Annotated in this window: 19 protein-coding genes and 1 other RNA gene; 10 read left to right on the top strand and 10 right to left on the bottom strand. The window is 73.7% G+C overall.

Annotated features, from left to right (window positions below; translation table 11 throughout):
- The first annotated feature begins 10 nt into the window (after positions 1 to 10).
- A complete protein-coding gene (locus tag ACIOD1_RS20755) occupies positions 11 to 952 on the top strand; it encodes a 3-oxoacyl-ACP reductase (protein WP_365614090.1) in 942 nt (313 codons plus the stop codon).
- Between the two features lie 30 nt (positions 953 to 982).
- Here ACIOD1_RS20755 and ACIOD1_RS20750 read toward each other — a convergent pair whose 3' ends face one another.
- Positions 983 to 1,942 carry a LysR family transcriptional regulator gene (locus ACIOD1_RS20750; RefSeq protein WP_365614087.1) on the bottom strand — a complete coding sequence of 320 codons (960 nt, stop codon included), beginning with the start codon at positions 1,940 to 1,942 and terminating at the stop codon, positions 983 to 985.
- Positions 1,943 to 2,113: 171 nt separating this feature from the next.
- On the opposite strand from ACIOD1_RS20750, the gene ACIOD1_RS20745 reads away from it, so the two are divergent.
- Both ACIOD1_RS20745 and ACIOD1_RS20740 read left to right on the top strand, forming a co-directional pair.
- Positions 2,114 to 5,608 carry a M28 family peptidase gene (locus ACIOD1_RS20745; RefSeq protein ID WP_401903898.1) on the top strand — a complete coding sequence of 1,165 codons (3,495 nt, stop codon included), beginning with the start codon at positions 2,114 to 2,116 and terminating at the stop codon, positions 5,606 to 5,608.
- A gap of 175 nt (positions 5,609 to 5,783) precedes the next feature.
- A complete protein-coding gene (locus ACIOD1_RS20740; protein WP_365614084.1) occupies positions 5,784 to 7,064 on the top strand; it encodes a hypothetical protein in 1,281 nt (426 codons plus the stop codon).
- A gap of 10 nt (positions 7,065 to 7,074) precedes the next feature.
- Here ACIOD1_RS20740 and ACIOD1_RS20735 read toward each other — a convergent pair whose 3' ends face one another.
- The gene (locus ACIOD1_RS20735; RefSeq protein ID WP_365614081.1) at positions 7,075 to 7,716 is read right to left on the bottom strand and encodes an HAD-IA family hydrolase; all 642 of its coding nucleotides are present in this window, start codon (positions 7,714 to 7,716) and stop codon (positions 7,075 to 7,077) included.
- A 37-nt stretch (positions 7,717 to 7,753) separates the two neighbouring features.
- Positions 7,754 to 8,851, bottom strand: coding sequence for a hypothetical protein (locus ACIOD1_RS20730; protein WP_365614078.1), 1,098 nt, complete (start codon positions 8,849 to 8,851; stop codon positions 7,754 to 7,756).
- A gap of 295 nt (positions 8,852 to 9,146) precedes the next feature.
- Here ACIOD1_RS20730 and ACIOD1_RS20725 point away from each other — a divergent pair, with 295 nt between their 5' ends.
- From ACIOD1_RS20725 to ACIOD1_RS20715, 3 genes are read left to right on the top strand one after another with little or no spacing between them, the layout of a single operon-like run.
- Entirely contained in the window at positions 9,147 to 10,004 is an 858-nt protein-coding gene (locus ACIOD1_RS20725) for a Nif3-like dinuclear metal center hexameric protein (RefSeq protein WP_365614075.1), read from the top strand.
- On the top strand, positions 10,001 to 10,744 hold the full coding sequence (locus ACIOD1_RS20720; protein WP_365615015.1) for a C4-type zinc ribbon domain-containing protein: 744 nt from the start codon (positions 10,001 to 10,003) through the stop codon (positions 10,742 to 10,744). Before ACIOD1_RS20725 ends, ACIOD1_RS20720 begins: the two co-directional genes overlap by 4 nt.
- On the top strand, positions 10,744 to 12,150 hold the full coding sequence (locus tag ACIOD1_RS20715) for a bifunctional RNase H/acid phosphatase (RefSeq protein ID WP_401903800.1): 1,407 nt from the start codon (positions 10,744 to 10,746) through the stop codon (positions 12,148 to 12,150). The genes ACIOD1_RS20720 and ACIOD1_RS20715 overlap by 1 nt, the downstream gene beginning before the upstream one ends.
- Before the next feature lie 113 nt (positions 12,151 to 12,263).
- On the opposite strand, the gene ACIOD1_RS20710 is transcribed toward ACIOD1_RS20715, so the two are convergent.
- From ACIOD1_RS20710 to rnpB, 3 genes are all read right to left on the bottom strand, one after another.
- Positions 12,264 to 12,704: a VOC family protein gene (locus ACIOD1_RS20710; RefSeq protein ID WP_401903798.1), complete on the bottom strand. Its 441-nt coding sequence runs from the start codon at positions 12,702 to 12,704 to the stop codon at positions 12,264 to 12,266.
- A 156-nt stretch (positions 12,705 to 12,860) separates the two neighbouring features.
- A complete protein-coding gene (locus ACIOD1_RS20705; protein ID WP_365614066.1) occupies positions 12,861 to 13,067 on the bottom strand; it encodes a hypothetical protein in 207 nt (68 codons plus the stop codon).
- Between the two features lie 123 nt (positions 13,068 to 13,190).
- An RNA gene (gene rnpB, locus ACIOD1_RS20700) (RNase P RNA component class A) lies at positions 13,191 to 13,593 on the bottom strand.
- Positions 13,594 to 13,671: 78 nt separating this feature from the next.
- Here rnpB and ACIOD1_RS20695 point away from each other — a divergent pair.
- Together ACIOD1_RS20695 and ACIOD1_RS20690 are read left to right on the top strand one after the other, a co-directional pair.
- The gene (locus ACIOD1_RS20695) at positions 13,672 to 14,427 is read left to right on the top strand and encodes a MerR family transcriptional regulator (protein ID WP_401903795.1); all 756 of its coding nucleotides are present in this window, start codon (positions 13,672 to 13,674) and stop codon (positions 14,425 to 14,427) included.
- A complete protein-coding gene (locus tag ACIOD1_RS20690) occupies positions 14,424 to 15,260 on the top strand; it encodes a hypothetical protein (RefSeq protein ID WP_365614060.1) in 837 nt (278 codons plus the stop codon). Before ACIOD1_RS20695 ends, ACIOD1_RS20690 begins: the two co-directional genes overlap by 4 nt.
- Before the next feature lie 107 nt (positions 15,261 to 15,367).
- Here the strand turns inward: ACIOD1_RS20690 and ACIOD1_RS20685 are convergent, their stop codons facing one another.
- Together ACIOD1_RS20685 and ACIOD1_RS20680 are read right to left on the bottom strand one after the other, a co-directional pair.
- Entirely contained in the window at positions 15,368 to 16,375 is a 1,008-nt protein-coding gene (locus ACIOD1_RS20685; RefSeq protein WP_365614057.1) for a helix-turn-helix transcriptional regulator, read from the bottom strand.
- Positions 16,376 to 16,459: 84 nt separating this feature from the next.
- Complete coding sequence (locus tag ACIOD1_RS20680; protein WP_401903792.1) at positions 16,460 to 17,902, bottom strand: RNB domain-containing ribonuclease; 1,443 nt, start codon at positions 17,900 to 17,902, stop codon at positions 16,460 to 16,462.
- 267 nt (positions 17,903 to 18,169) lie between these two features.
- On the opposite strand from ACIOD1_RS20680, the gene yaaA reads away from it, so the two are divergent.
- The gene (gene yaaA, locus ACIOD1_RS20675) at positions 18,170 to 18,970 is read left to right on the top strand and encodes a peroxide stress protein YaaA (RefSeq protein ID WP_365614051.1); all 801 of its coding nucleotides are present in this window, start codon (positions 18,170 to 18,172) and stop codon (positions 18,968 to 18,970) included.
- Between the two features lie 62 nt (positions 18,971 to 19,032).
- Here the strand turns inward: yaaA and ACIOD1_RS20670 are convergent, their stop codons facing one another.
- The gene (locus tag ACIOD1_RS20670; RefSeq protein ID WP_401903790.1) at positions 19,033 to 19,404 is read right to left on the bottom strand and encodes a hypothetical protein; all 372 of its coding nucleotides are present in this window, start codon (positions 19,402 to 19,404) and stop codon (positions 19,033 to 19,035) included.
- Between the two features lie 26 nt (positions 19,405 to 19,430).
- On the bottom strand, positions 19,431 to 22,025 hold the full coding sequence (locus ACIOD1_RS20665; RefSeq protein WP_401903789.1) for an ATP-binding protein: 2,595 nt from the start codon (positions 22,023 to 22,025) through the stop codon (positions 19,431 to 19,433).
- Positions 22,026 to 22,420: 395 nt separating this feature from the next.
- On the opposite strand from ACIOD1_RS20665, the gene ACIOD1_RS20660 reads away from it, so the two are divergent.
- Positions 22,421 to 22,970 (top strand): hypothetical protein (locus tag ACIOD1_RS20660; protein ID WP_401903787.1); only part of this gene is annotated, 550 nt, incomplete at its 3' end.

Raw genomic sequence — 22,970 nt, 5'->3', positions numbered from 1 at the left:
AACCGTACGGATGTCACTGCCACTTGAGGGACTCTCCGCCATCGTCACGGGCGCCGGCCGCGGGCTCGGCCGGGCCGAGGCGATCGAACTCGCCCGGCTCGGCGCGAGCGTGGTCGTCAACGACTTCGGGCAGAGCGGTCGGGACGGCTCGGGGGAGGCCTCGGCCGCCCCGGCGGAGGAGGTCGCCGAGGAGATCCGGGCGGCCGGCGGGCGGGCGGTGGCGCACCTGGGCGACGTGGCCGACTTCGAGCAGGCCCGGGACCTCGTGGGCCTGGCCGTCGCCACCTTCGGCAAGCTCGACGTCCTCGTCAACAACGCGGGGATCCTGCGGGACCGGATGGTCTTCTCCATGTCGGAGGAGGAGTGGGACTCGGTGATCCGGGTCCACCTCAAGGGCCACTTCAACACCACGCACTTCGCCTCGGTGCACTGGCGGGAGCGGTCCAAGGCGGCGGGCGGCCCGGTCTACGGCCGCATCGTCAACACCTCCTCCGAGGCCTTCCTCGGCGGCTCGGCGGGGCAGCCGAACTACGCGGCGGCCAAGGGCGGCATCGTCGGCCTGACCACCTCGACGGCGCTGGCCCTCGCCAAGTACGGGGTCACGGCCAACGCGATCTGCCCGCGCGCCCGGACCCGGATGACCGAGGACGTCTTCGCGGGCTTCCAGGTCCCGGAGGAGGGCAGGCTCGACGCCCTCGCCCCCGAGCACGTGGCCCCGCTGGTCGGCTACCTCGCCTCGCCTGCCTCGGCGAAGGCCAACGGGCAGCTGTTCGTGGTGCACGGCGGCATCGTCGTCGTGATGGAACGGCCCAAGGTGGCGGCCAAGTTCGACACCACCAAGGAGGCCTTCTCCTTCGAGGAGCTGGTCGAGGTCCTCACCCCGCACTACGACTCCCGCCCGGCGAACGAGACCTTCGCCGCGACGGAGGTCCTCGGCCTCAAGCACGACTAGCACCGCTGGCACCGCGGCGCTCTCGGACGGTCAGTCCAGGACCGGGTGGGCCTCCGGGTGCGCGTCCCACCAGGCCCGGTGGAAGGGGTGGTTGTCCACGTTGGCCAGGTACGCGCCGGCCGCCGCCCGGTAGAGGATGTCGGCCTGGAGCGCCGAGACCGACGAGCGGTTCCAGGCGAGGCGGATGCGGCCGTTGATCGGCGAGCCGATCAGCGGCCGCATCACCGTGCCCTCCGCGACCGGGGCGGTGGGCTGGCTCAGCGCGATCGCGCGGCCCGCCGCGATCAGGTCGTGCCGCATCTTGCGGTCGATGATCCGGTAGCGCACCGACGGAACGAACCCGGCCTTCGCACAGGCCTCGACCAGCGCCTCCGGGCCCCCGTCGTCGTCCTCGACGAGCGTCATCCACTGCTCGTCCGCCAGGTCGGCCAGCTCCAGGCCCTCGCGCGCCGCGAGCGGGTGACCGGCGGCCATCCGGATGCAGAACGGCTCCATCGGCACCAGGGTCCGGGCCCGGACGCCGGCCGGCAGCGGCACCACGTGGTCGTTGACCTCCCCGTACACGATGAGGTCGTAGCGGCCCGCGCCGAGCATCCGCACCAGCGCCGTCACCGAATCCTCCAGGTCCACGGTGATCTCGCGGCCCGACAGGGCCAGATCGGTCCGGGCCAGCAGGGCGTCCAGGAGCACCAGCATGATGCAGCCGAGCCGCAGCGGCTCGTCGGTGGACATGGCGCGGGCGTCGGCGCCGAGGGCGTCCATCTCCTTGAGCACGCGCCGCGCCTTGGCCAGTACGAACTCGCCCAGCGACGTGGGCTCCACGCCGTGCCGCCCCCGGACGAACAGCTCGCCCCCGGCGACCCGCTCGATCCGGCGCAACTGGGCCGAGAGCGCCGGCTGCGAGATCCCCAGCCGCCGCGCCGCGCCCCCCAGGCTGCCGACCTCCGCTATCTCGCAGATGGCCTGCAGATGCCTCAACTCCAGCTGCATCCGGGCAGCTTACGCAGGGTGACCCGGGCGCACCATAACGCGGACCTTATGCCCGCAGAGATGTCCCGTTCTCGCCATGTCCACGCCCATACTCGGCGGCGAACGGCGAGCGAACGGCTGGCCGGACCCCCCCCACACGATCGGAGTGGACTCTTGCAGCCCACCAGATGGATGGCTTCCGTGGCCGCCATGGCGCTGACCGCGGGCCTCGCCGGCGCGCTGGCCGGCACCGCGGCGGCCACGCCCCAGACCCGGACCCAGGCCGACCCCCCCAAGTCGGCCGACCGGGCGGTCGCCGCCGCCGACGCGGCGGTTCGCAGCGGCCTCGACACCCTCGTCAACTCCCCCCAGCAGCAGTACGAACGCCGCCTGGTCACCCCCTGGGTGCAGGACCTGTACTCGGTCGCCTACGAGCGCAGCTACCGCGGGCTGCCGGTCGTCGGCGGCGACGCGGTCGTCCTGGCCGACGGCGAGGGCAAGGTGCGCGCCGTGCAGTCGGCCTCCGCCACCGTGATCGACGTGGCCACCACCCCGTCCGTCGGCGCCAAGGCGGCCGAGGCGACCTCCCGCGCCGAGCTGGAGCGGGTCGACACGGTCCTCGACAGCCGCCTCGTCGTCCGCCTCAAGGCCGACAAGCCGGTCCTGGCCTGGGAGACCGTCCTTTCCGGCCGCACCAAGACCGCGCCCAGCAAACTGCACGTGTTCGTGGACGCCCGTACCGGCAAGGTCGTCGACCGGCACGACGAGGTCGTCGCGGGCAGCGGCACCAGCAAGTGGAACGGGCCGAACCCGCTCACGATCGACACCACCGCCTCGGGCGGCACCTACTCCCTGCGCGACCCGAACCGGACCGGCCTGAGCTGCGCCGACTACAGCTCCGGCAGCGTCTTCTCGAAGGCCTCCGACTCCTGGGGCACGGGCAACCCCACCTCCAAGGAGACCGGCTGTACGGACCTGATGTTCGCCGCCCAGAAGCAGTGGGACATGCTGGGCCAGTGGCTCGGCCGCAACGGCGTCAGCGGCAACGGCCGCAGCTTCCCCGGCAAGGTCGGCCTGAGCGACCTCAACGCCTACTGGGACGGCAGCTCCGTCACCATCGGTCACAACAGCGCCAACGAGTGGATCGCCGGCGTGGACGTCGTCGCCCACGAGTACGGGCACGCCATCGACACCAACACCCCCGGCGGCACCAGCGGCCAGGAGGCCGGTCTGGGCGAGGGCACCGGAGACATCTTCGGCGCGCTCACCGAGGCGTACGTCAACGAGCCGTCCCCGTACGACACCCCGGACTACACCGTCGGCGAGATGATCAACCTCCAGGGTCGGGGCCCGATCCGGAACATGTACAACCCGCCGGCCGTCAACAACGACCCGGCCTGCTACAGCTCCGCGATACCCGGCACCGAGGTGCACGCGGCGGCGGGCCCGCTGAACCACTGGTTCTACCTGCTCGCCGAGGGCACCAGCCCCGGCGGCGGCAAGCCCAACAGCAGCACCTGCAACTCCACCACCCTGACCGGCGTCGGCGTCCAGAACGCGGGCAAGATCTTCTACGGCGGCATGCTGCTCAAGACCAGCAGCATGTCCTACAAGAAGTACCGCACGGCGACCCTCGGCTCCGCCAAGTCGCTCGACCCGACCACCTGCAACCTCTTCAACAAGACGAAGGCCGCCTGGGACGCCATCAGCGTGCCCGCCCAGAGCGCCGACCCGACCTGCACCCCGAGCGGGCAGAACGACGACTTCTCGCTCGCCCTGAACCCCGCCTCGGGCACCGTCCAGCAGGGCGGATCCGTCACCACCTCGGTCGCCACCAGCACCACCACCGGCCAGGCCCAGCAGCTGACCCTCAGCGCCACCGGCCTGCCCGCCGGCGTCACCGCCGCCTTCAACCCGGCCACCGTGCAGTCCGGCCAGTCCTCGACGCTGACCCTGTCCGCGAACTCCAGCGCGGCCCCCGGGGCCTCCACGATCGTCGTCAAGGCCCAGGGCCCGAGCATCGCGCACACCGTCGACTACGCGCTCAACGTCGGCGGCACCCAGCCGGGCAACGACCCGCCGAACATCAACGTCGCCAACGTCCAGGCGCACCTGACCCAGCTCAACACCATCGCCTCGCAGAACGGCGGCAACCGCCGCGCCGGCAGCGCCGGATACACCCAGTCCCTCGCCTACGTGAAGGGCAAGCTCCAGGCGGCCGGCTACACCGTCACCGAGCAGAACTGCACCTCCTGCACCTACCCGTCGAACAACCTGATCGCCGACTGGCCCGGCGGCCCCGCCGACCAGACCGTCATGTTCGGCGCCCACCTCGACAGCGTCTCCGCCGGACCCGGCATCAACGACAACGGCTCCGGCTCCGCGACCCTGCTGGAGAACGCGCTGGTCCTGGCCCAGAAGAACCCCACCATGACCAAGCACGTCCGCTTCGCCTGGTGGACCGACGAGGAGCAGGGCCTCAACGGCTCCAAGTTCTACGTCAACCAGCTCAGCACCACCCAGCGCTCCGCCATCAAGGGCTACTACAACTTCGACATGGTGGGCTCCACCAACGGCGGCTACTTCATCAACAACGTCAACTCGACGACCTCCGCCCCCCTCAAGGCCTACTGGACCTCCCTGAACCTCGCCCCCGAGGAGAACGTGGAAGGCCAGGGCCGCAGCGACGACTACTCCTTCCAGCAGGCCGGCATCCCCACCTCCGGCTACGCGGCCGGCGCCAGCGCCCGCAAGACCTCGGCCCAGGCCACGAAGTGGGGCGGCACCGCCAACGCGGCCTACGACTCCTGCTACCACAGCGCCTGTGACACCACGAACAACATCAGCGCCACGGTCCTGGACCGCAGCGCCGACGGTGTCGCCTACGCCGTCTGGAAGCAGGCCGTCGGCGGCGAGAGCCCCGCGCAGGACTTCTCCCTCGCCACCTCGCCCGCGGCGGGTTCCGCCAACCCCGGCGGCAGCGCCACCTCCACCGTGAACACCACCACCATCAGCGGCGCCGCCCAGACCGTCGCCCTGTCCGTCTCCGGCGCGCCCTCCGGCGTGACCGCCTCGCTGAGCCCGACGTCCGTCCAGTCCGGGCAGTCCTCGACGCTCTCCGTGCAGGTCGGCGCGGGCACCGCGCAGGGCACCTACACCCTGACCGTGACCGGCAACGGCACCGTCGCCCACAGCACCACCTACACCCTGACCGTCGGGGGCGGCGGCGGCACCTGCACCCCGCGCCAGGTCGTCGCCAACGGCGGCTTCGAGAACGGCGCGAGCCCCTGGAGCGCCACCTCGGGCGTCATCACCAACCAGGCCGGGCAGGCCCCGCACGCCGGCTCGTACATGGCCTGGCTCAACGGCTGGGGCAGCCAGCACACGGACGGCGCCTCCCAGTCGCTGACCGTCCCGTCGGGTTGCTCCACCTACCAACTGGCCTTCTACCTGCACATCGACACCGACGAGACGGAGAGCGTCGTCTACGACACCCTCAAGGTCTCGATCGGCGGCCAGACGCTGGAGACCCTGTCCAACGTGGACGCCGGCTCCGGCTACGTCCTGAAGACCTACGACGTCTCCCGCTTCGCCGGCCAGAGCGTCACCCTCCAGTTCCAGGGGGTCGAGGACCAGTCCCTCCAGACCTCCTTCGTGGTGGACGACGCCACCCTCCAGGTGAGCTGACCCGCCCGAGTCCCTCGCGACCACCGTGTGCCCCGGTCTCCCCGCCGGGGCACACGGCCGTCCCCGCCCGCCCCGCCGGGCCATTGCCGCCGCGTCACCGCGCGAGTACGGTGCGTCGCGGAGCAGCAGGTGCCGGGGGGCGTCCGCCGCCCGGACGCCCGAGGGGGAGGCATCCGTGTACGTACAGATCGGCACGACCAAGTACCCGCCGGCCGACATCGCCATCCGGCGCAAGGCGCTCGACCAGCTCGGCAACGGGCTCGGCGCGGGCGGCCACGCCCCCTCGCTGACCTTCCTGTTCGGGGTCCCGGGCAGCGCCTGGACCTTCCCGAACGAGAACGCCTTCTACCGGGCGCTCAACATCTTCGAGGCCGCGCCGCCCGAGCAGCGCACCCCGCAGACCCTGCCCAACATGCTGACCGTGGCCCGCCGTCCGGCAAGCCTCACCCTGCCCGGCGGAACCGTCACCCTGCTCGGAGTTTCGTACGCGAGCGCGGCGGCCCTCGCCCTGGCCCCGCCCGTCACGGGCCTGGTGGCCCTCGCCGCGACCGTCCGCCACCCGGGTCTCCTGGCCCTGGCGAGCGATCCGCTCAACGGCTACGCCTTCCCGACGTGGGCGGCCGCGGCCACCGCCCTCGGCGCCTGGAACGGGCTGGGCGCCGTACCGCCCGCGGCGCTGGCGGGGAGGATCCCGGTGCGGCCACAGACGGCGCTCGTGCGCTATGACCCGTCGAGCGTGGTGACGGGCGCGCAGGACATCGTCGACCACGAGCGCCGCTACTCGTACGCCTGGGGCACCTGCGGGATGACCGGCGAACACATGACGGGGCGGCTGCTCGACCTCGGCGGCGACATCCAGCGCGAGGCGGAGACGACCTTCGGACACGGGCAGGGGGCCGCCCTGCGACAGCTCCTGCTCACCCCCGTCGCGGTGCGGACCGTCTACGAGGTCTTCAACCCGATGCTGCACCACTTCGTCGTCGAGAAGCGCCCCTCCGACCAGGGGGCGGTCCTCCACCAGGGCTACATCGGCGCCTACACGGCGCCCTGGTGGGCCGGACTCACCACCGAGGGCATGACCCTGCGCAAGCCCGACGACCAGGAGACCCTGGAGGCGATGCGCACCTTCTGGGGCGGCGGGCGCACCATCGACCTCGCCACGCTCGGCACCCGGCTCGGGGCCTTCCTCGCCGAGCCCCGGCTGAGCACGGTCGGCAGCACCACCGCCTGGCGACAGCTGCCGTTCCTCCCGTCGGCCGAACTGCCGCCGATGAACGACCCGCCGGCGTGGGTGGTGCGCACCTGGTCGGTGGCCGATCCGCAGACCGTCTTCGACACCGTCGAGGCTCGACTGAACCGGAACTTCCCGCAGGAATGGGTGACCCACACCGTGATGCGGGAGGCGGCCGAGTACCACGCCCGGATCGCCGCGGTCCGCGCCACCCTGCGGACGTAGCTCCGGCCGCTCAGAGCGGCAGGCCGAGCGCCGTGCGCAGGTCCGCGGGGCCGCCGTAGTGCACGCCCTTCATGCCGAGGGCCTCGGCGGCCTCGACGTTCTCCCGCAGGTCGTCCACGAACAGGCACCGGTGCGGCGCGGCCTCGGCCCGGCCGAGGGCGATCTCGTAGATCTCCCGGTCGGGCTTGACCACGCCCACCCGGGCGCTGCTGACGACGTGGTGCGCGAGGTCCGTCAGGCCCATCGACTCCAGGTCCCGCTCCAGGTCCAGGGTGGCGTTGGTCACCAGGACCAGGGTCAGCCCGGCCGCGCGGGCCGCCCGCAGGACGGAGACCACCTCCGGGTCGGCAGCGAAGGGGGATCCCGCGAGGGCCCCCGCCAGTTCCCGGGCCCGTTCCCCGGACACCGGGGCCGTCGCGGCCAGTTCCCCGGCGACCGAGTCCGCCCACTGCTCCATCGTGATCCGGCCCAACAGCAGGGGGCCGTCCATCGCGGGGGAGAAGGCCACCCCGGCGGTGGTCCCCTCGGGGAGCCCGGCGGCGCGTTCGAGGGCGCCGAGCGGGCTGGAGTCGTAGAAGCGGATGACGTTGTCCACGTCGCAGAGGACCGCGTCGAAGGGCCGGGGCGCGCCGGGGGCGGGGGAGATCGTCACCCGCCCTGCCTATCACGCCCCCGGCCGGGGCCGTAGCTCAGCCCAGCGGTGCCTGCTGGAGCGGGACCGGACGCAGGGGCGCGGGCGCGTCCGCCGGGGCCGGAGTCGGGGCTTCCAGGCGGACGGGCGGGGGTGGGGCGACCGGCCGACCGATCCCCATCAGGCCACAGGGGGCGTCCGGGGTGGCGTACGGGAGGCACAGCCGGCCCTCCGCGCTCCACAGGCCGGTCCCGCCGAGCCAGCCCACCGGGGCGCCGAGCCGGAAGACGTGCCGGTCGGCCGGGCGCCACAGGGCGATGCCCGACTCCCCGACGCGCAGCGCGACCCCGCAGGTCTCCGGCATCAGGACCTGCCCCGGCTGGACGGCGAAGGGGTGCGCGTCCTCCAGCCGCAGGCACTCCGGGAACCGCACCGGGCGGGCGCTGCCCAGCACCCCCCAGCCGAGCCGGTCCTCGCCGGGGGCGTCGGAACGGATCAGCAGCAACCCGCTGTCGGGGGCGGCCAGCAGGAGCCGGTCGTCGCTGTCCTCGGCGATCTGGAGCAGCGGGCTGACCTCGCCGCCCCGGGCCAGGTCCACGGCGACGGCCTTGGTGCGGCCCCCGAGTTCGTGGTCCAGGGCCAGCAGTCGGCCCGTCCGGTCCAGCCAGACCCCGCCCGAGCAGCGGCCCGGGAGCACGGCGGCCCGCCGCGGCCCGCCGGGGATCCCGGCGACCTGCCACACGGTGGACTCCTCGGGCCCCACCGCCAGGGCGAAGGCGGCGTGTCCGTCCGGGGAGGCCGCCAGCATGCGGACCCGTACGCCCTCCCGCGCCGGCACGGAGCCCAGTTGCAGCTCCCCGGTGCGCGGCCCGGTCGAGGGGCCGCCCGAGGGGTACAGCAGGGCGAACGCGTGCCGGTCGGCCACCCGGCGGTGGATCAGCACCCGCCCGTCGGTCAGCGGCAGCAGCTCGCTGTCGGCATCCTCGGGCTGGGCCAGCGGCAACGGCACCGCGTAGGGCTCCGGTCCGCCGAGCGTCCAGCGCTCCGGGTACCGCGCATCGCCCTCCCCGGCCAGCCGCGCGGCGTAGGAGCCGTCGGCGGCGATCGTGAACGGGGCGGTGGTCGTCATCTCGATCTCGGTGGCACAGACAGTCATCGGCGCCGTCACCTCCGCCGAGGAAGCTAGTTTTCCGGCTTCCCGCCGGACAACACGTCTCAGCAGGCTTCACACGTACGGGTGGCCACTCGCCCGTTCCCCTGTGACAGGAGGCGCGACTGTGCTGTGGCATACCGGGGCGTTTGGGGTCAGAGGGTGGTGAGGCGCCTCCCACCCCCGGGCACGGGGGCGGCCGACCCGGTCCCCGACGACCTCCGCGGCCTCCCCGTCGAGCGGCACCCGGTGGCGCCCGGGCTCCGGAGGGAGGGCGGCGCGCGGACGGTAGCCTTGGCCCGTGCCCCGTCTCTCCGAAGTCATCGCCGCGCTGGACGCTCTCTGGCCCCCCTCCCGGGCCGAGCAGTGGGACGCCGTCGGCACCGTGTGCGGCGACCCCGACGCCGAGGTCTCCCGCGTGCTGTTCGCCGTGGACCCCGTACAGGAGATCGTCGACGAAGCCCTCACCCTGGGCGCGGACCTCGTCGTCACCCACCACCCCCTCTACCTGCGCGGGACCACCACCGTCGAGGCCGGCTCCTTCAAGGGCCGCGTCGTGCACACGCTGATCAAGAACGACATCGCGCTGCACGTCGCCCACACCAACGCCGACACGGCCGACCCCGGGGTCTCCGACGCCCTCGCGGGCGCCCTCGACCTGCGCGTCACCGGCCCCCTCGTGCCCGACCCCACCGACCCGGCGGGCCGCCGGGGTCTGGGCCGGATCTGCGAGCTGGACCGCCCCGAGACCCTGCGCGAGTTCACCGCCCGCGCCGCCGCCTGGCTGCCCGCCACCGCGCAGGGCGTCCGCGCCGCCGGCGACCCCGACGCCCTCGTGCGCACCGTCGCCGTCAGCGGCGGCTCCGGCGACAGCCTCTTCGCGCAGGCCCGCGCCGCCGGAGTGGACGCCTTCCTCACCGCCGACCTGCGCCACCACCCGGTCTCCGAGGCCCGCGGCGAGAGCCCGATGGCCCTCGTCGACGCCGCCCACTGGGCCACCGAGTGGCCCTGGTGCGAGCAGGCCGCGGCCCAGCTCGACGCGATCTCCGAGCGCCACGGATGGGGTCTGCGGACCCACGTCTCGCGCACGGTCACCGACCCCTGGACGGCGCACGCCCCGTCCGTCACACCCCCTTCCCACACTGGAGCCCCCAACTGAACGCCGAGCCCGCCGACCAGATCCGACTCCTCGACGTCCAGGCCCTGGACGTCCGGCTGTCCCAGCTCGCCCACAAGCGCAAGTCGCTGCCCGAGCACGTCGAGGTCGACTCCCTGACCAAGGACCTCAGCCGGCAGCGCGACCTGCTCGTCGCCGCCCAGACCCAGGCCGCCGACGCCGCCCGCGAGCAGACCAAGGCCGAGCAGGACGTCGACCTGGTGCGCCAGCGCGCGGCCCGTGACCAGCAGCGCCTGGACACCGGCGTGGGCATCTCCGCCCGGGACCTGGCGAACCTCCAGAGCGAGGTCGTCTCCCTCGCCAAGCGCCAGGGCGATCTGGAGGACGTGGTCCTGGAGGTCATGGAGCGCCTGGAGGCCGCGCAGGAGCGCGTCACCGAGCTGACCGACCGCGTCGCCGCCCTGGAGGCCAAGCTCGTCGACGCCACCGCGCGCCGCGACGCCGCCACCGGCGAGATCGACACCGAGGTCGCGAAGATCGGCAAGGACCGCGAGATCATCGTCGGCTCCATGCCGGCCCCCCTGATCGCGCTGTACGAGAAGATCCGTACCAAGCAGGGCGGGGTCGGCGCCGCGCGCCTCTACCAGCGCCGCTGCGAGGGCTGCCGGCTGGAGCTGGACATGGCCGAGATCAACGAGATCAAGTCCGCGGCCCGCGACCAGGTCGTCCGCCACGAGAACTGCGGCCGCATCCTGGTCCGTGCGGCGGACTCGGGGATCTGATGCCGCGTTTCGTCGTCGAGGCGGACGGCGGCTCCCGGGGCAACCCGGGGCCCGCCGGCTACGGCGCGGTCGTCCTCGACCCCGCCACGGGTGAGACCCTCGCCGAACGCGCCGAGTCCATCGGCGTGGCGACGAACAACGTCGCCGAGTACAAGGGCCTGATCGCGGGCCTCAAGGCGGCGCGCGAGCTGGCGCCGGACGCGGAGGTGCGGGTCCGCATGGACTCCAAGCTCGTCGTGGAGCAGATGTCGGGGCGCTGGAAGATCAAGCACCCCGACATGAAGCCGCTCGCCGCCGAGGCCGCGAAGATCCTGCCGCGCGCGCAGGTCACCTACGAGTGGATCCCGCGCGAGCGGAACAAGCACGCCGACCGGCTCGCCAACGAGGCGATGGACGCGGCCAAGCACGGCCGGCAGTGGGAGCCCTCGGCCTCCACCGCCTCGCTCCGCTCCACCCCCGTCCCGGAAGGACCCCCCGGCGACGCGGCGGCGGGCGCGGCGGCCGTCCGCGCGGCGCTGGCCTCCGGCGGCGGTACGGGATCGGCCGGGGCCGCCGCCTCGGACACCCGGGCCGCCCGGGGCGTGGCCGGCGCGACGGTCACCGCCGGGACGACGGGCGCGACCGGCGGCGACACCCTGTTCGGCGACCCGGAAGCGTTCGGGTCCGCCCCGGCGACGGTCGAGGCGGAGCGCCTCGTGGTCGCCGGCTCCGGCCAGGTCGGTTCGCCCCCGGCGCGGGACGGCCGGGCGGGTGCCACCACCACCGGGTGGGGCCCGGACCTCGGCACCCCCGCCACCTTCGTGCTGCTGCGTCACGGCGAGACCGCGCTGACCCCGCAGAAGCGCTTCTCCGGCAGCGGTGGCACCGACCCGGAGCTGTCCCCGGCGGGCCGCCGGCAGGCCGCCGCGGTGGCCGAGGCGCTGGCCGCGCGGGGCACCGTACAGGCCGTGGTCAGCTCCCCGCTGCTGCGCTGCCGGGAGACCGCCCAGGCCGTCGCCGACCGCCTCGGGCTGCCCGTCGTCGTCGAAGAGGGCCTGCGCGAAACGGACTTCGGGGCCTGGGAGGGCCTGACCTTCGCCGAGGTGCGCGAGCGGTTCCCGGCCGACCTCCAGGCCTGGCTGGACTCCTCGAAGGCGGCCCCGACCGGCGGCGGCGAGAGCTTCACCGCCGTCACCCGCCGCGTCTCGGCCGCCCGTGACCGGCTGCTGTCCGCGTACGCGGGCCGCACCGTGCTGCTGGTCACGCACGTGACCCCGGTCAAGACGCTGGTCCGGCTCGCGCTCGGCGCACCGCCGGAGTCCCTGTTCAAGATGGAACTGTCGGCCGCCTCCCTCTCGGCGGTGGCCTACTACGCCGACGGCAACGCCTCGGTCCGCCTCCTGAACGACACCTCGCACCTGCGCTAGGGGGCGTCTGGCCCGTCTCTTTCGGATCTCGGCGAGCCCACCGAGATCCGAAGGAGACGCTCCGAGGGCTGTCCCGTCATCCCTGGTGGGCGCCACGGATTACGGGACAGCCCTTAGCCGATCCGTTCGGCCAGCGCGACGATGATTCCCGAGGGGCCGCGGAGGTTGCAGAGGCGGTAGACGTTCTCGTACTGCGCCACCTCGCCGAGGAGTTCGGCGCCATGGCGGCGCAGGCGGGTGACCGTGTCGTCGATGTCGTCGACGGCGAACATGACACGGTGCAGGCCCAGAGTGTGGGGCGGCGGGTCGAGCGGTTCCGCGGTGACCGCCGCGGGGGCGTGGAACTTGGTCAGTTCCACCTTGCCGTGGCCGTCCGGGGTGCGCATCATCGCGATGGCGCTGCGGACCCCGTCGAGGCCGAGCATCCGGTCCGGGCAGACCCCCTCCAGCTCCGCTTCGCCCTCCAGCTCCATGCCCAACTCGGTGAAGAAGGCGACGGCGGCCTTCAGGTCGTCGACGACGATGCCTACGTTGTCCATCCGCTGAAGCGTCATGGGTGCTCCTTCTCCGTCGCGCGGACCGTTCCGGCCCCTGGTACCCCCGGGACGGAGCCGCAGCCACATTCTCGACGCCAGGGAGCGCCGACGCAGCACCTGGGCCGTCTCTCTCGGATCTTGCCGGGCCAGGCCCGCCAAGCCGAAAGAGACGGCCTAGTCCCCGTCGCCCCCGCCGTTGTTGCCGCCCGTCAGGCCCCGGCGGCGGCGCTTCTTCTCGGCTCGGCGCACCATCGTGCCCGCGCCCAGGGTCAGGGCCGCCACCGCGCGCACCCAACGGGGCCCGCCCCGCTCCGCCCACACCACGCAGGCGCAGCCGCCCACGGCCAGCACCAGGACCCCGATCAGGATCAGCGTCGTCATCCGCGTGCACCCCCGTCTCCCGCGCCCGTACGGCGCCTCCCGGGCATCATCCCAGGCGCGGGCCGGGCCCGGACATGCGAAAACCCGCCCGGTCCGAGGAGAACCCCGAACCGGGCGGGTCGGCAGACGAGCCGGCCTGTACGCCGGGTTCTGTCGCCCGGAGACCTCGCGGTCGCCGGGGAGACGGCCATCCATCTAGGACCGGCGTTGCCACCGGTCTCGTGCGGTCTACCCGCGAACATCGGGCGGGCAGCCCTCGATCGTCCGCGCAGGGCCCTCCGAGGAGGACCCCTCTTGACCTTGCTCCGGGTGGGGTTTACCTAGCCGCCTGAGTCACCTCAGGCGCTGGTGGTCTCTTACACCACCGTTTCACCCTTACCGGAGGCCGAAGCCCCCGGCGGTCTGTTTTCTGTGGCACTGTCCCGCGGGTCACCCCGGGTGGCCGTTAGCCACCACCCTGCCCTGTGGAGCCCGGACGTTCCTCGGCGGGATCCGGAGACCCCGACGCGGCCGCCCGGCCGACTCGTCTGTCGTGGCGACCATGTTACCGGCTGGGTCACGGCGGCTTGACCTTGACGCAGCGGCAGGGTTTCTACTGGTCCCCATGCGGATCGGAGAGATCGCCGCGCTTGTCGGGGTCACGACCCGGGCGATCCGGCACTACCACCATGTCGGGCTGCTCCCGGAGCCGGAGCGGCGCCCCAACGGCTACCGGGCCTACACCGTGCGCGACGCGGTGCTGACGGCCCGCGTGCGCCGGCTCACCGAACTCGGGCTCGGCCTCGACGAAGTGCGCGACGTGCTCGCGGACGACGCGGGGCGCGAGTTGGCCGAGGTGCTCCGGGAACTGGACGACGACCTCGCCCGCCAGGAGGCCGACCTGGCCGAACGCCGCCGCCGGCTCGCCCTGCTCCTCGCCGACGCCCCCGGGGCCGGCGACGGCACGTACGGCGAGCCCGTCTCGCCGGCGCTCGCCGCGCTTCTGGCCCGGGCCCCGGCCACCGCGTCGCCCTCGGCCGCCAAGGACCGCGAGCACCTCCTCCTGCTCGACGCCACCGGAGCCGCCGGCCAGGAGGTCTACGCCGCGCTCGCCCCCGTCGCCGCCGACCCGGCCGTCCTCGCCCTCTACGAGCGCCTCGACGAGCTGGCGGACGCCCCCGCCGACGACCCCCGCGTCGGCCCCCTCGCCGACGCGCTGGTCGCCGCCGTTCCCGCCGAGGTGTTCGCGGCGTTCCCGACCGGCGGGACGACGGTCCCCGGGTTCGCCGACGCGCTGCTCGCCGACTTCCCGCCCGCCCAGGCCGAAGTGGTCCGACGGGTCATGAAGGCCTTCGCGGGCCGGGTCGGGGGCCGGCCGTGAGCGCGCCGGTACGGGCCGCCCGACTGGCGGCCGCCGCCGTGGTCCCGGGTGAACTGCTCCTCGTCCTCTGCGTCGTGGCCGGACCGCGCCCGCCCGGGTGGCTGCTCGTCGGCGCCGAGGCGCTCGTCCTGGCGGTGCTCGCCCTGGAGGCCTGGGTGCTGCGATCGCTGTACGCCGCCGCCCGCGCCCGGGGCGCCGACCCGCGCGCGGCCCGGCGGCAGGCGGTGCGGGCCACCGTGCCCGAGTCCGTGCGCAGCCTCCTGCTCCACGAGGTCCGGGCCGCCGGCTCCCTCGGCCGCTGGGTGCTGCGGCGTCGGCACGGGGTGCGCCCGGGAGACCTGGCCGGCGCCTACACCGGCCCCCAGACGGCCATGATGTACGGGCTGCTCTTCGTGTCGGTGATCGAGACCGTCGCGCTGGCCCTGCTGATCCCCTGGCCGGCCGTGCACCGGGTGGTCCTGGTCCTCGACGTGTACGGGGTGCTGCTGGTGCTCGCCCTGCACGCCGCCTGCGTCACCCGGCCGCACGTGGTGCGCCCCGACGGGACCCTGCGGATCCGCTACGGGGCCCTGTTCGACCTGACCGTCCCGCCGGAGGCGGTGGCCTCGGTCCGGGTGGACCGGCGCTATCCCGAGGGCCGGCTCGTGACGCTGTCCGAGGACGGGGTGCTGGACCTGATCGTGGGCAGCCAGACGACGGTGACGGTGGAGCTGAAGCGGCCGCTGGAGTTCCGCCGGCCGCTCGGGGCCCGCGCGTCGGCCCGTACGATCCGCTTCCACGCGGACGACCCGGGCGCGCTGGTCGGCGCGGTGCGGCAACCCGCACCCCCGTGACGGGCTGCCGCACTGCGTGGGGACTCTCCGGGGGGAGGAGGAGTCGTCCGTCGAGCGTGGCAAGGAGGGAACGCGCCTGTCTTGCAGAAAACGGCTGTCGGCGGCAGTCAGCCGAGGTCGGGCGGCAGTTGCCCGAGGTCGGGCGGCAGCAGCACGCTGGTGATCCGGCCCGGCAGCCGGTCCAGGACGGAGCCGGGCGGCAGGCCCCCGCGCAGCTGGACGAACCGGCTCGGCGCCAGGCCCGTCATGGCCTTCACGTCCCGGCTGAAGTGCGCCTGGTCGTGGTAGCCGCAGGCGGCCGCGACCTGGGCCGGGGCCTCCCCGGCCGTGAGCCGGCGCAGCGCGTGCTGGAGCCGGAACACCCGCGCGACCCCCTTGGGCGCCAGACCGACCTGCTCGCGGAAACGGGAGCGCAGGTGGCGCCCGCTCCAGCCGGTCTCGGCGCTGGCCCGCGCCAGCGCCCCCGGCCCACTGTCGGCCCACAGCCCGGCCAGCGCCCCGCGCACCTCGGGGGTGGTGACGGGGCCCCGTTCCAGGCGGGCGGCGAAGACGGAGTCGAGGAGGTCGAAGCGCTCGGCCCAGCCGGCGAGGGACTGGAGGCGTTCGGCGAGCCGGCGCCCTTCGGGGCCGAGCACCTCGGACAGATCGACCAGGCTCTCGTCGAACTGCGCCATCGGCACCCCGAAGAGCCGGTAGGCGCCCAACGGGCTCATGTTCACCTCCAGCCCGTGCACCGCGCCCGAGTGGACCCCGAGGGCCGGGATCGTACGGGGGCCGCTGATCAGGGCCCGGGAGACGGCGGCGGGGCGCAGCCGGGCGCCGGACAGCTGGCCGGTGCGGGTCACCCACAGGCCCTCGCTGAAGGTGAACACGAGGGTGACGAAGCCGGTGGGGAGTTCCAGCCGGTGGCGGGGCGCGGTGAAGCGGGTCTGGAACCCCGTGTAGTTGACGATGTGCGGGCGCAGCACGGGGGCGGGCCGCCGCCGTGCTCCGGAGGGGCCCCCGGGCGGCGGCTGCCCGTGTCGGGGTCCGCCCGGGGGTGGTGCGGGCGGGAGTGCGGATGGTGGTGCGGGCCCTCGCGCCGTGGGCCTCGTCGGCAGGTCGACCGAACCCATCTCCGGTCCCTCCCCGGGCGGTTGATGCACCGATGATGACAGGCGCGTGGGTGCGGGACCAGGGTGGGCGCTCGACGGGGGCGGTCAGACGGGCGCGAAGAGGATCTTCGAGGTGCCCGGGTCGGCCTGCGTGAGGCGGACCCGGATGCGGTCGCCGAGCGGCAGCGGGGCCGAGGCGGACTCGACGCGACCGACCACCGCGGGGTCCTCCAGGTGGACGGTGCCCACCAGCGGCTCGCGCTCCTTGACCTCGATCACCGTTGCCTCGAAGGTCTCCCCGACGCGGTCCTTGAGCAGGGCCGCCTCGATGAGGGACACGCACTCCCGCTCCACCGTGTTGGCCGCCTGGGTACCCTCCGCCATCTCCCGGGGCAGCGCGTCCAGGGCCCGGAGCGCCCAGTCGGGGGCCGGGACTCCGGCCACGGCGGCCACGCACAGCTCGCCCGCGTACCGGTCGACGAGCCGGCGCAGCGGGGCCGTGCAGTGCGTGTACGGCGCGGCGACCGCCGCGTGGACGGCGGGGTCGGGGGTCCGGCCGTCGGTGAAGACCGTGTAGCCGGCACCGCGCAGGAGGGTGGTGCACTCCTGGAGGAAGGCGGCGTGCGCGGGCCGGTGCGGGTCGAGGGAGCGGACCAGTCGGGCGTACGGGACGTGGTGCGGCCAGTCGATCCGCAGGGCCTGCGCCGCCCGGCGCAGGCGCCCGACCGCGCCGTCCGGGGCGGCGGGCAGGGTGCGCAGGACGCCGGTCCCGGAGGCGAGCATCAGATCGGCGGCGGCCATGCCGGTCATCAGGGAGATCTGGGCGTTCCAGCCGTCGGCGGGCAGCGGGGCCCGGTAGACGAGGGTGTAGCCGCCGTCCCGCGCCACGACCTCCTGTTCGGGGACGTCGAGGGAGATGCCGCCGCGCTCGACCTCCAGGGCCTCGCGCAGGGAGCCGATGTCCTTGAGGAGGGCGAGGGGCTCCTCGGCGGTGCCGTTGTCGATGGCCTTCTGGACGCCGTCGTAGTCGAGTTTGGCCCGGCTGCGGACCAGGGCCCGGCGGACGTCGGTGTTCTCCACGCGGCCGTCGGAGTCCAGGTCGAGCCGCCACAGCAGGGCGGGCCGGGTCCGGTCGGGCAGCAGGCTGGCCGCGTCCTGCGAGAGCGCGGTCGGGTGCAGCGGAACGTTGCCGTCGGGGAAGTAGAGGGTGGTGACCCGGCGGTGGGCCTCGGCGTCGAGGGGGCCGCCGGGGGTGACGAAGGCGGCGACGTCGGCGATGGCGTAGTGGACGCGGTAGCCGCCGGAGGGCCGTTTCGCCAGGTGCATGGCCTGGTCGAGGTCCAGGGAGGTCGGCGGGTCGATGGTGAAGAGGGGGATGTCGGTGGCGTCCAGGTCCGGGAGCCGGGGAGCGGAGGCGGCCCGCTCGGCCTCGGCGAGCACCGCCGCGGGGAAGTCCCCGGGCACGTCCAGTCGCGTCCGCAGCTCGCGCAGCGCGGTCCGTAGGGCGGCGCCGTCGGCGCCGGTCATGTGCATGTGACGGCGTGGCATGGGTCGAGCCTAAGGGCTGTCCCGTGATCCCTGGTGGATCAGCGCGCGGCGGCAGATGCGGTGCATCGCAAGGCGGAGGAGCGTCCTCATACCGGTCGTATCGGGGCGTTCCGACAACGCGGCGAGGTGCCGTGGCTGCCGCCGCGCGCCCGCCGGGGAGCGCGGGACAGCCCTGAGAACCGGCGGGTCCGGGCGGCGCGGTGAGCGGGTCTACCCTGACCTGGGGGCCGCACCCCCTGCGCCGTGTCGTACTGAAGGAGAACCACCGTGCTCGTGCTGCTGCCGCCCTCCGAGGGAAAGGCCGCCGGCGGCTCCGGCGCACCGCTGGAGCCCGGCACGTTGTCGCTGCCGGGGCTGGCCGAGGCGCGGGCGGCCGTGCTGGAGGAGCTGGTCGAGCTGTGCGCGGGTGACGAGCTCAAGGCGCGCGAGGTCCTCGGGCTGAGCGAGGGGCTGCGGGGCGAGGTCGCGAAGAACACCGCCCTGCGCTCGGCGCCGGCCCGCCCGGCGGGGGAGATCTACACCGGGGTCCTCTACGACGCCCTCGGCCTGGCCGACCTGCCCGCCGGGGCGGCGGCCCTGGCCGAGCGCTCGCTGCTGGTGTTCTCCGGCCTGTGGGGCGCGGTCCGGGTGGGCGACCGGATCCCCTCGTACCGCTGCTCGATGGGGGTCAAGTTGCCGGCGCTGGGCGCGCTGGGCGCGTACTGGCGCACCCCGATGGCCTCGGTGATGCCGGAGGCTGCGGGGGAGGGGCTCGTGCTCGACCTGCGCTCCTCGGCGTACGCGTCCGCCTGGAAACCGAAGGGCGAACTCGCCGGACGCACGGCCACCGTGCGGGTACTGCACTCGCAGACGGTGGACGGGGTGGAGAAGCGGTCGGTGGTGAGCCACTTCAACAAGGCCACCAAGGGCCGGATGGTCCGGGACCTGCTGCTGGCCGGTGCGGACCCGGCGGACCCGGCGGAGCTGGTGACGGCCCTGCGGGACCTGGGCCTCACGGTGGAGGCCGAGGCCCCCGCGAAGGCGGGCAGGTCTTGGGCCCTGGACGTGGTGGTCACCCAGATCCACTGACCTCCCGGATCGAGCCGAACCTCGCCGCGGTCGTCGACAAGGGCTTCGCCGACGGGGCGGAGTCACGAGCCGCTGCCCTGCCCGGCCTCGGGACGGATGTCGTTCAGGCTGTCCACGATGACGGCGGACGGCGGGGGCGACGGCGTGGGCACCTGGATGAGTCGGGGGACGTAGACGATGTCGCCGCCCCGGTACTCCGCCTTCCACGACGTCCGGTAGCAGACGACCCGGCTCGGGTCGCCCCGTGCCGCGTAGCACCGGGGCGCCGACGCGGCGGACGTGGTCGCGCCGGACGCGGTCGAGATCGGCGACTTCGGTGGCGGGACGGCTGCCGCACTTGCCGACGCGCCCCAGGAGCCGAGGGTGATGCAGCAGGAGGCCGCGGCCGTGGCTGTGGCTGCGAGGACGGTAGGTCGAATCGCTGCTTTCCTCATCCTCATCCTCATCCTCTTCACCCGGGTCAGGGTTCGTGGTGGTGCAGCTTGCGGGCGGCTTCGTGGCGGGTGTGGACGCCGAGTTTGGCCAGCACGGCGCCCACGTGATGCCCGGCTGTCTTGGGCGTGATGTAGAGACGGGCGGCGATCTCGGCATCCGTCAGGCCCTCGTCCAGCAGCTTTATGACGTCCAGCTCCCGGTTGGTCAGCCCGTACGGATTGGCCCGGGTCGCCGACCGCGGGCCGCGCCGGCCGGGGCGGACACCGCGGGCGCGCATGACGGCGCGGGTGTGTACCGCCGCCGGCTGGGCGCCGAGGGCCTCGAAGGTGGTCAGGGCCTGGTGCAGGGCGGGCGTATCGCCGGCCAGGCGCGCGAGCGCGGCGTCGTACGGGCAGCCGAGCGCCTCCCACCGAGCCGCGGCGCCGGCCCAGTCGTGGGCCAGCTCCAGCCTGTGGGGTCCGGCCGCCGGAACCTGCGGCGGCGTACCCCCGGTGCGCGCGATCCAGCAGGCCAGGGGGCCCGACAGCCAGGGGTGGGTGCGACCGTTCAGCGCGGCCAGCGCGCGCCCGGCCTCCGCCCGCACCAGCTCGTGGTCACCGGCCAGCCAGGCCGCCTCCACAGGGGCCTCCCGGCCCAAGCCCGTGTCCAGCAGGCAGTCGGGGTCGACCAGATCCGCCGCCTGCTCCAGGAGCGGCCACACCCCGGTCTCGCCCTGACGGGCCCGCACCAGCCCCAGGACGGTCAGGGCAGTGGACCGGGCGAGCGGCGGGGCATGGGGATGGAACAGGACCGCCCGTGCGGCATCGGCGGCCGGGATCCACGAGCCGCCGTTCAGCAGGCCCGCGCTTCCCCAGGCCGTCGCGCACAGCAGGTAGGACGGGAGGTCGTGATCGAGGCAGTACGACTCCGCCCGGCTCACGGCCGCGCCGGTCCGGTCGACATCGCGTCGCAGCGTGGCCAACCAGCACGTCACGAGCGCCAACAGGCCCGCGTCCACCGGCAGATCCTGGGCCATCGCGCCGGCCAAGGCGTGTTCGCAGCCCTCCCAGCCGCTCTCCTCGCAGAGCACGCGGGCGGCAGCGGCATGGAAGCGTGCCTGTACCGGTACCCCCGCGTCGCCGAAGCGCTCGCCGAGTGCGGCCGCCTTCTCGGCGTGGGCGGCGGTCGCCCCCACCCCGTCGTGGGCGTAGCAGGCCAGTCGGCAGAGGTTCAGGTACGCCCGCGCCAGTTCCCGGCTCGGGCCCACTCCTTCGAGTACCCGTACGGCGTCCAGGCCGGTCCGTCGGGCTTCGGCGGCCCTCCCGGCCGGCCACAGCCAGCCGGACAGCCAGCGCAGATCGTCCCCCTCGCGCAGCGGGTCACCGAGTGCGCGGCGTACCCGTACCGCGGTGCGACGGGCGGCGATCCCGTCATCCAGACGGCTGGACAGGAGACAGGCCTCGGAATGGCCCTCCAGCAGCGGGGCCAGCCGATCGGGTGGCAGGCGGTCGGCGTACAGCAGGGCACGGGCGTACTGGGTGGCCGCTTCCCGGTACGCGCCCGACGAGGCGGCGTGGGCGGCCGCCGCCGGCGCGTACTTCAGCACGGAACTCGGCTCCCCGGCGCCGACGGAGTGATCGGCCAGCAGCGCCAGATCCTCTGCGGCGACCGGACCGGCCCCCAGTACCGCCAGCACGTGCCGGTGCACCCGCAGCCGGAAGGCGACGGGGACGGCGTCCAGCACCGCCAGTCGGGTCAGCTCGTGCCGGAACTCGGCGCCCTGCCCGTCGGTGCGCACGATCCCGCAGGCCACGGCCTCGGCCAAGGGCTCCTCCGGGTCCGGCAGGAGGCCGACCAGCAACGGCAGCGGGGCCCGGCGCCCCAAGACGGCCAGCACGTCGACGACCGCACGCGCGGCGGCCGACAGCCCGGCCAGCCGGCCGGCGACGGCCTCGCGCACCGTGGCCGGTATGGGCTCGGCGGGTGCGGCCAGGACCTCGGTCACCAGGAACGGGTTCCCGGCGGAGAGGCGGTGGAGCTGCTCGGGGTCGACGGCGCGCCCGGTCGCGAGCCGGGCCACGGCCGGGCGGCTCAAGGGGGCCAGATCCTGCCGGTAGACCCACGGGTAGACGGCGAGGGTGCCGAGGAGCGCGTTCAGGCGGTGGGTGCGGCCGATCTCGTCATCGCGGTACGTGACCACCACGAGCGCCTGCACTTTCGGCAGCCGCCGGACGAGGTAGCGGAGCAGGTCGAGCGTGGCGTCGTCGGCCCAGTGGACGTCCTCCACGACCAGCAGGCTGGGGGACGGGGAGGTGCTGAGGTCCGCGAGCAGGTGGTCGAACACCTCGTCGGCGCGGCACGAGGCCGCGGGCACCCCGGCCAGGGCGGCGCGCACCGGTCGGCCCAGGGACGGGGCCAGGTCCATCAGGGGACCGAGGGGGCGGGGCGTGGTCAGGGGGTCACAGGCGCCGACGAGGACCCGAATGCGCGGATCGGCCAGCTGTTCCAGCCGGCGGACGACGGCGGTTCTGCCGATACCGGCCTCTCCGCGCAAAAGGACCAGCCGTCCCGGGCCGCTCACGGCCGCTTGTAGGTGGCCGACGAGGGCCTGGAGCACGAACTCTCGCTCTAGCAGGTCCATCACCTGCCATTTTCTCCCCGTGCCCGGGGCCGTGCAAAAGGTCCGGGCGCCGGGGGCCGGCCGGCCCCGCCTGGTGGCGCAGGCGCTGTCGCGCGCGATGGGGCGGGCCTGAGGGCGAACGTGGGGCGGGCCGGCGTGGAACTTGGGGTGCGCGCCCGATGTACCCCCGGGTACCGCGGCGCATCCTGGCGGCAGAGTCCAGAACCCGGGGCTCTCCCCGGCCCGCGTTTACCCGGGCCCCCGCGCGCAGCGTGCCGTCCATCCCGCGCCGCTGAAACTCGGCAACGAAGCCGGTGAGCGCGCGCGAGGCGCATCTGCGTACCGGGTCCGCGGCGAGTAGCGGACGAGCCGAACCGGGTTGCGAATCAGCAGGGTTCAGATGGAAAGGAAGTGTCATGCACAGCAACGTGGCAAAGCGTGCGGCGATGCTGACCGCATCGGCTGCTCTGGCCGTCGGAGGCGCCGTGGTGCCTTCCGTCGCATTTGCCGCTTCGACGCCCACGGTGACTCATGTGGTGCCGAGCGACAACGGCGGGAACAACAACAATAACAACAACAACAACGGAGGCGGTGGAAACAACAACAACAATAACAACAACAACGGAGGCGGCGGAAACAACAACAACAACAATAACAACGGAGGTGGAGGCGGAACACACCACAACAACAACAACAATAACAACAACAACAACAAGTGCCGCAACGGCGCGAACAACGCGGAATGCCGCAAGGGCACGGCGAACAACAACAATAACAACAACAACGGAGGTGGCACGGCGAACAACAACAATAACAACAACAACGGTGGAGGCGCGGCGAACAACAACAATAACAACAACAACGGTGGAGGCGCGGCGAACAACAACAATAACAACAACAACGGTGGAGGCGCGGCGAACAACAACAATAACAACAACAACGGTGGAGGCGCGGCGAACAACAACA

The sequence above is a fragment of the Streptomyces sp. NPDC088097 genome (genome assembly GCF_044741845.1).
Lineage (GTDB): Bacteria > Actinomycetota > Actinomycetes > Streptomycetales > Streptomycetaceae > Streptomyces.
The sequence above is the reverse complement of the archived record's forward strand: the minus strand, read 5'-3'. Positions and strand labels throughout refer to the sequence as shown.

What these genes read in the sequence shown, in the direction of transcription:
- ACIOD1_RS20730 (WP_365614078.1), bottom strand. Translation starts at nt 8,851, where the DNA reads ATGACTGTCTGTGCCACCGAGATCGAGATGACGACCACCGCCCCGTTC.
- ACIOD1_RS20710 (WP_401903798.1), bottom strand. Translation starts at nt 12,704, where the DNA reads ATGACGCTTCAGCGGATGGACAACGTAGGCATCGTCGTCGACGACCTG.
- ACIOD1_RS20665 (WP_401903789.1), bottom strand. Translation starts at nt 22,025, where the DNA reads ATGGACCTGCTAGAGCGAGAGTTCGTGCTCCAGGCCCTCGTCGGCCAC.
- ACIOD1_RS20715 (WP_401903800.1), top strand. Translation starts at nt 10,744, where the DNA reads ATGCCGCGTTTCGTCGTCGAGGCGGACGGCGGCTCCCGGGGCAACCCG.
- ACIOD1_RS20695 (WP_401903795.1), top strand. Translation starts at nt 13,672, where the DNA reads ATGCGGATCGGAGAGATCGCCGCGCTTGTCGGGGTCACGACCCGGGCG.
- ACIOD1_RS20685 (WP_365614057.1), bottom strand. Translation starts at nt 16,375, where the DNA reads ATGGGTTCGGTCGACCTGCCGACGAGGCCCACGGCGCGAGGGCCCGCA.
- ACIOD1_RS20750 (WP_365614087.1), bottom strand. Translation starts at nt 1,942, where the DNA reads ATGCAGCTGGAGTTGAGGCATCTGCAGGCCATCTGCGAGATAGCGGAG.
- ACIOD1_RS20670 (WP_401903790.1), bottom strand. Translation starts at nt 19,404, where the DNA reads ATGAGGAAAGCAGCGATTCGACCTACCGTCCTCGCAGCCACAGCCACG.
- ACIOD1_RS20745 (WP_401903898.1), top strand. Translation starts at nt 2,114, where the DNA reads ATGGCTTCCGTGGCCGCCATGGCGCTGACCGCGGGCCTCGCCGGCGCG.
- ACIOD1_RS20680 (WP_401903792.1), bottom strand. Translation starts at nt 17,902, where the DNA reads ATGCCACGCCGTCACATGCACATGACCGGCGCCGACGGCGCCGCCCTA.
- ACIOD1_RS20705 (WP_365614066.1), bottom strand. Translation starts at nt 13,067, where the DNA reads ATGACGACGCTGATCCTGATCGGGGTCCTGGTGCTGGCCGTGGGCGGC.
- ACIOD1_RS20755 (WP_365614090.1), top strand. Translation starts at nt 11, where the DNA reads ATGTCACTGCCACTTGAGGGACTCTCCGCCATCGTCACGGGCGCCGGC.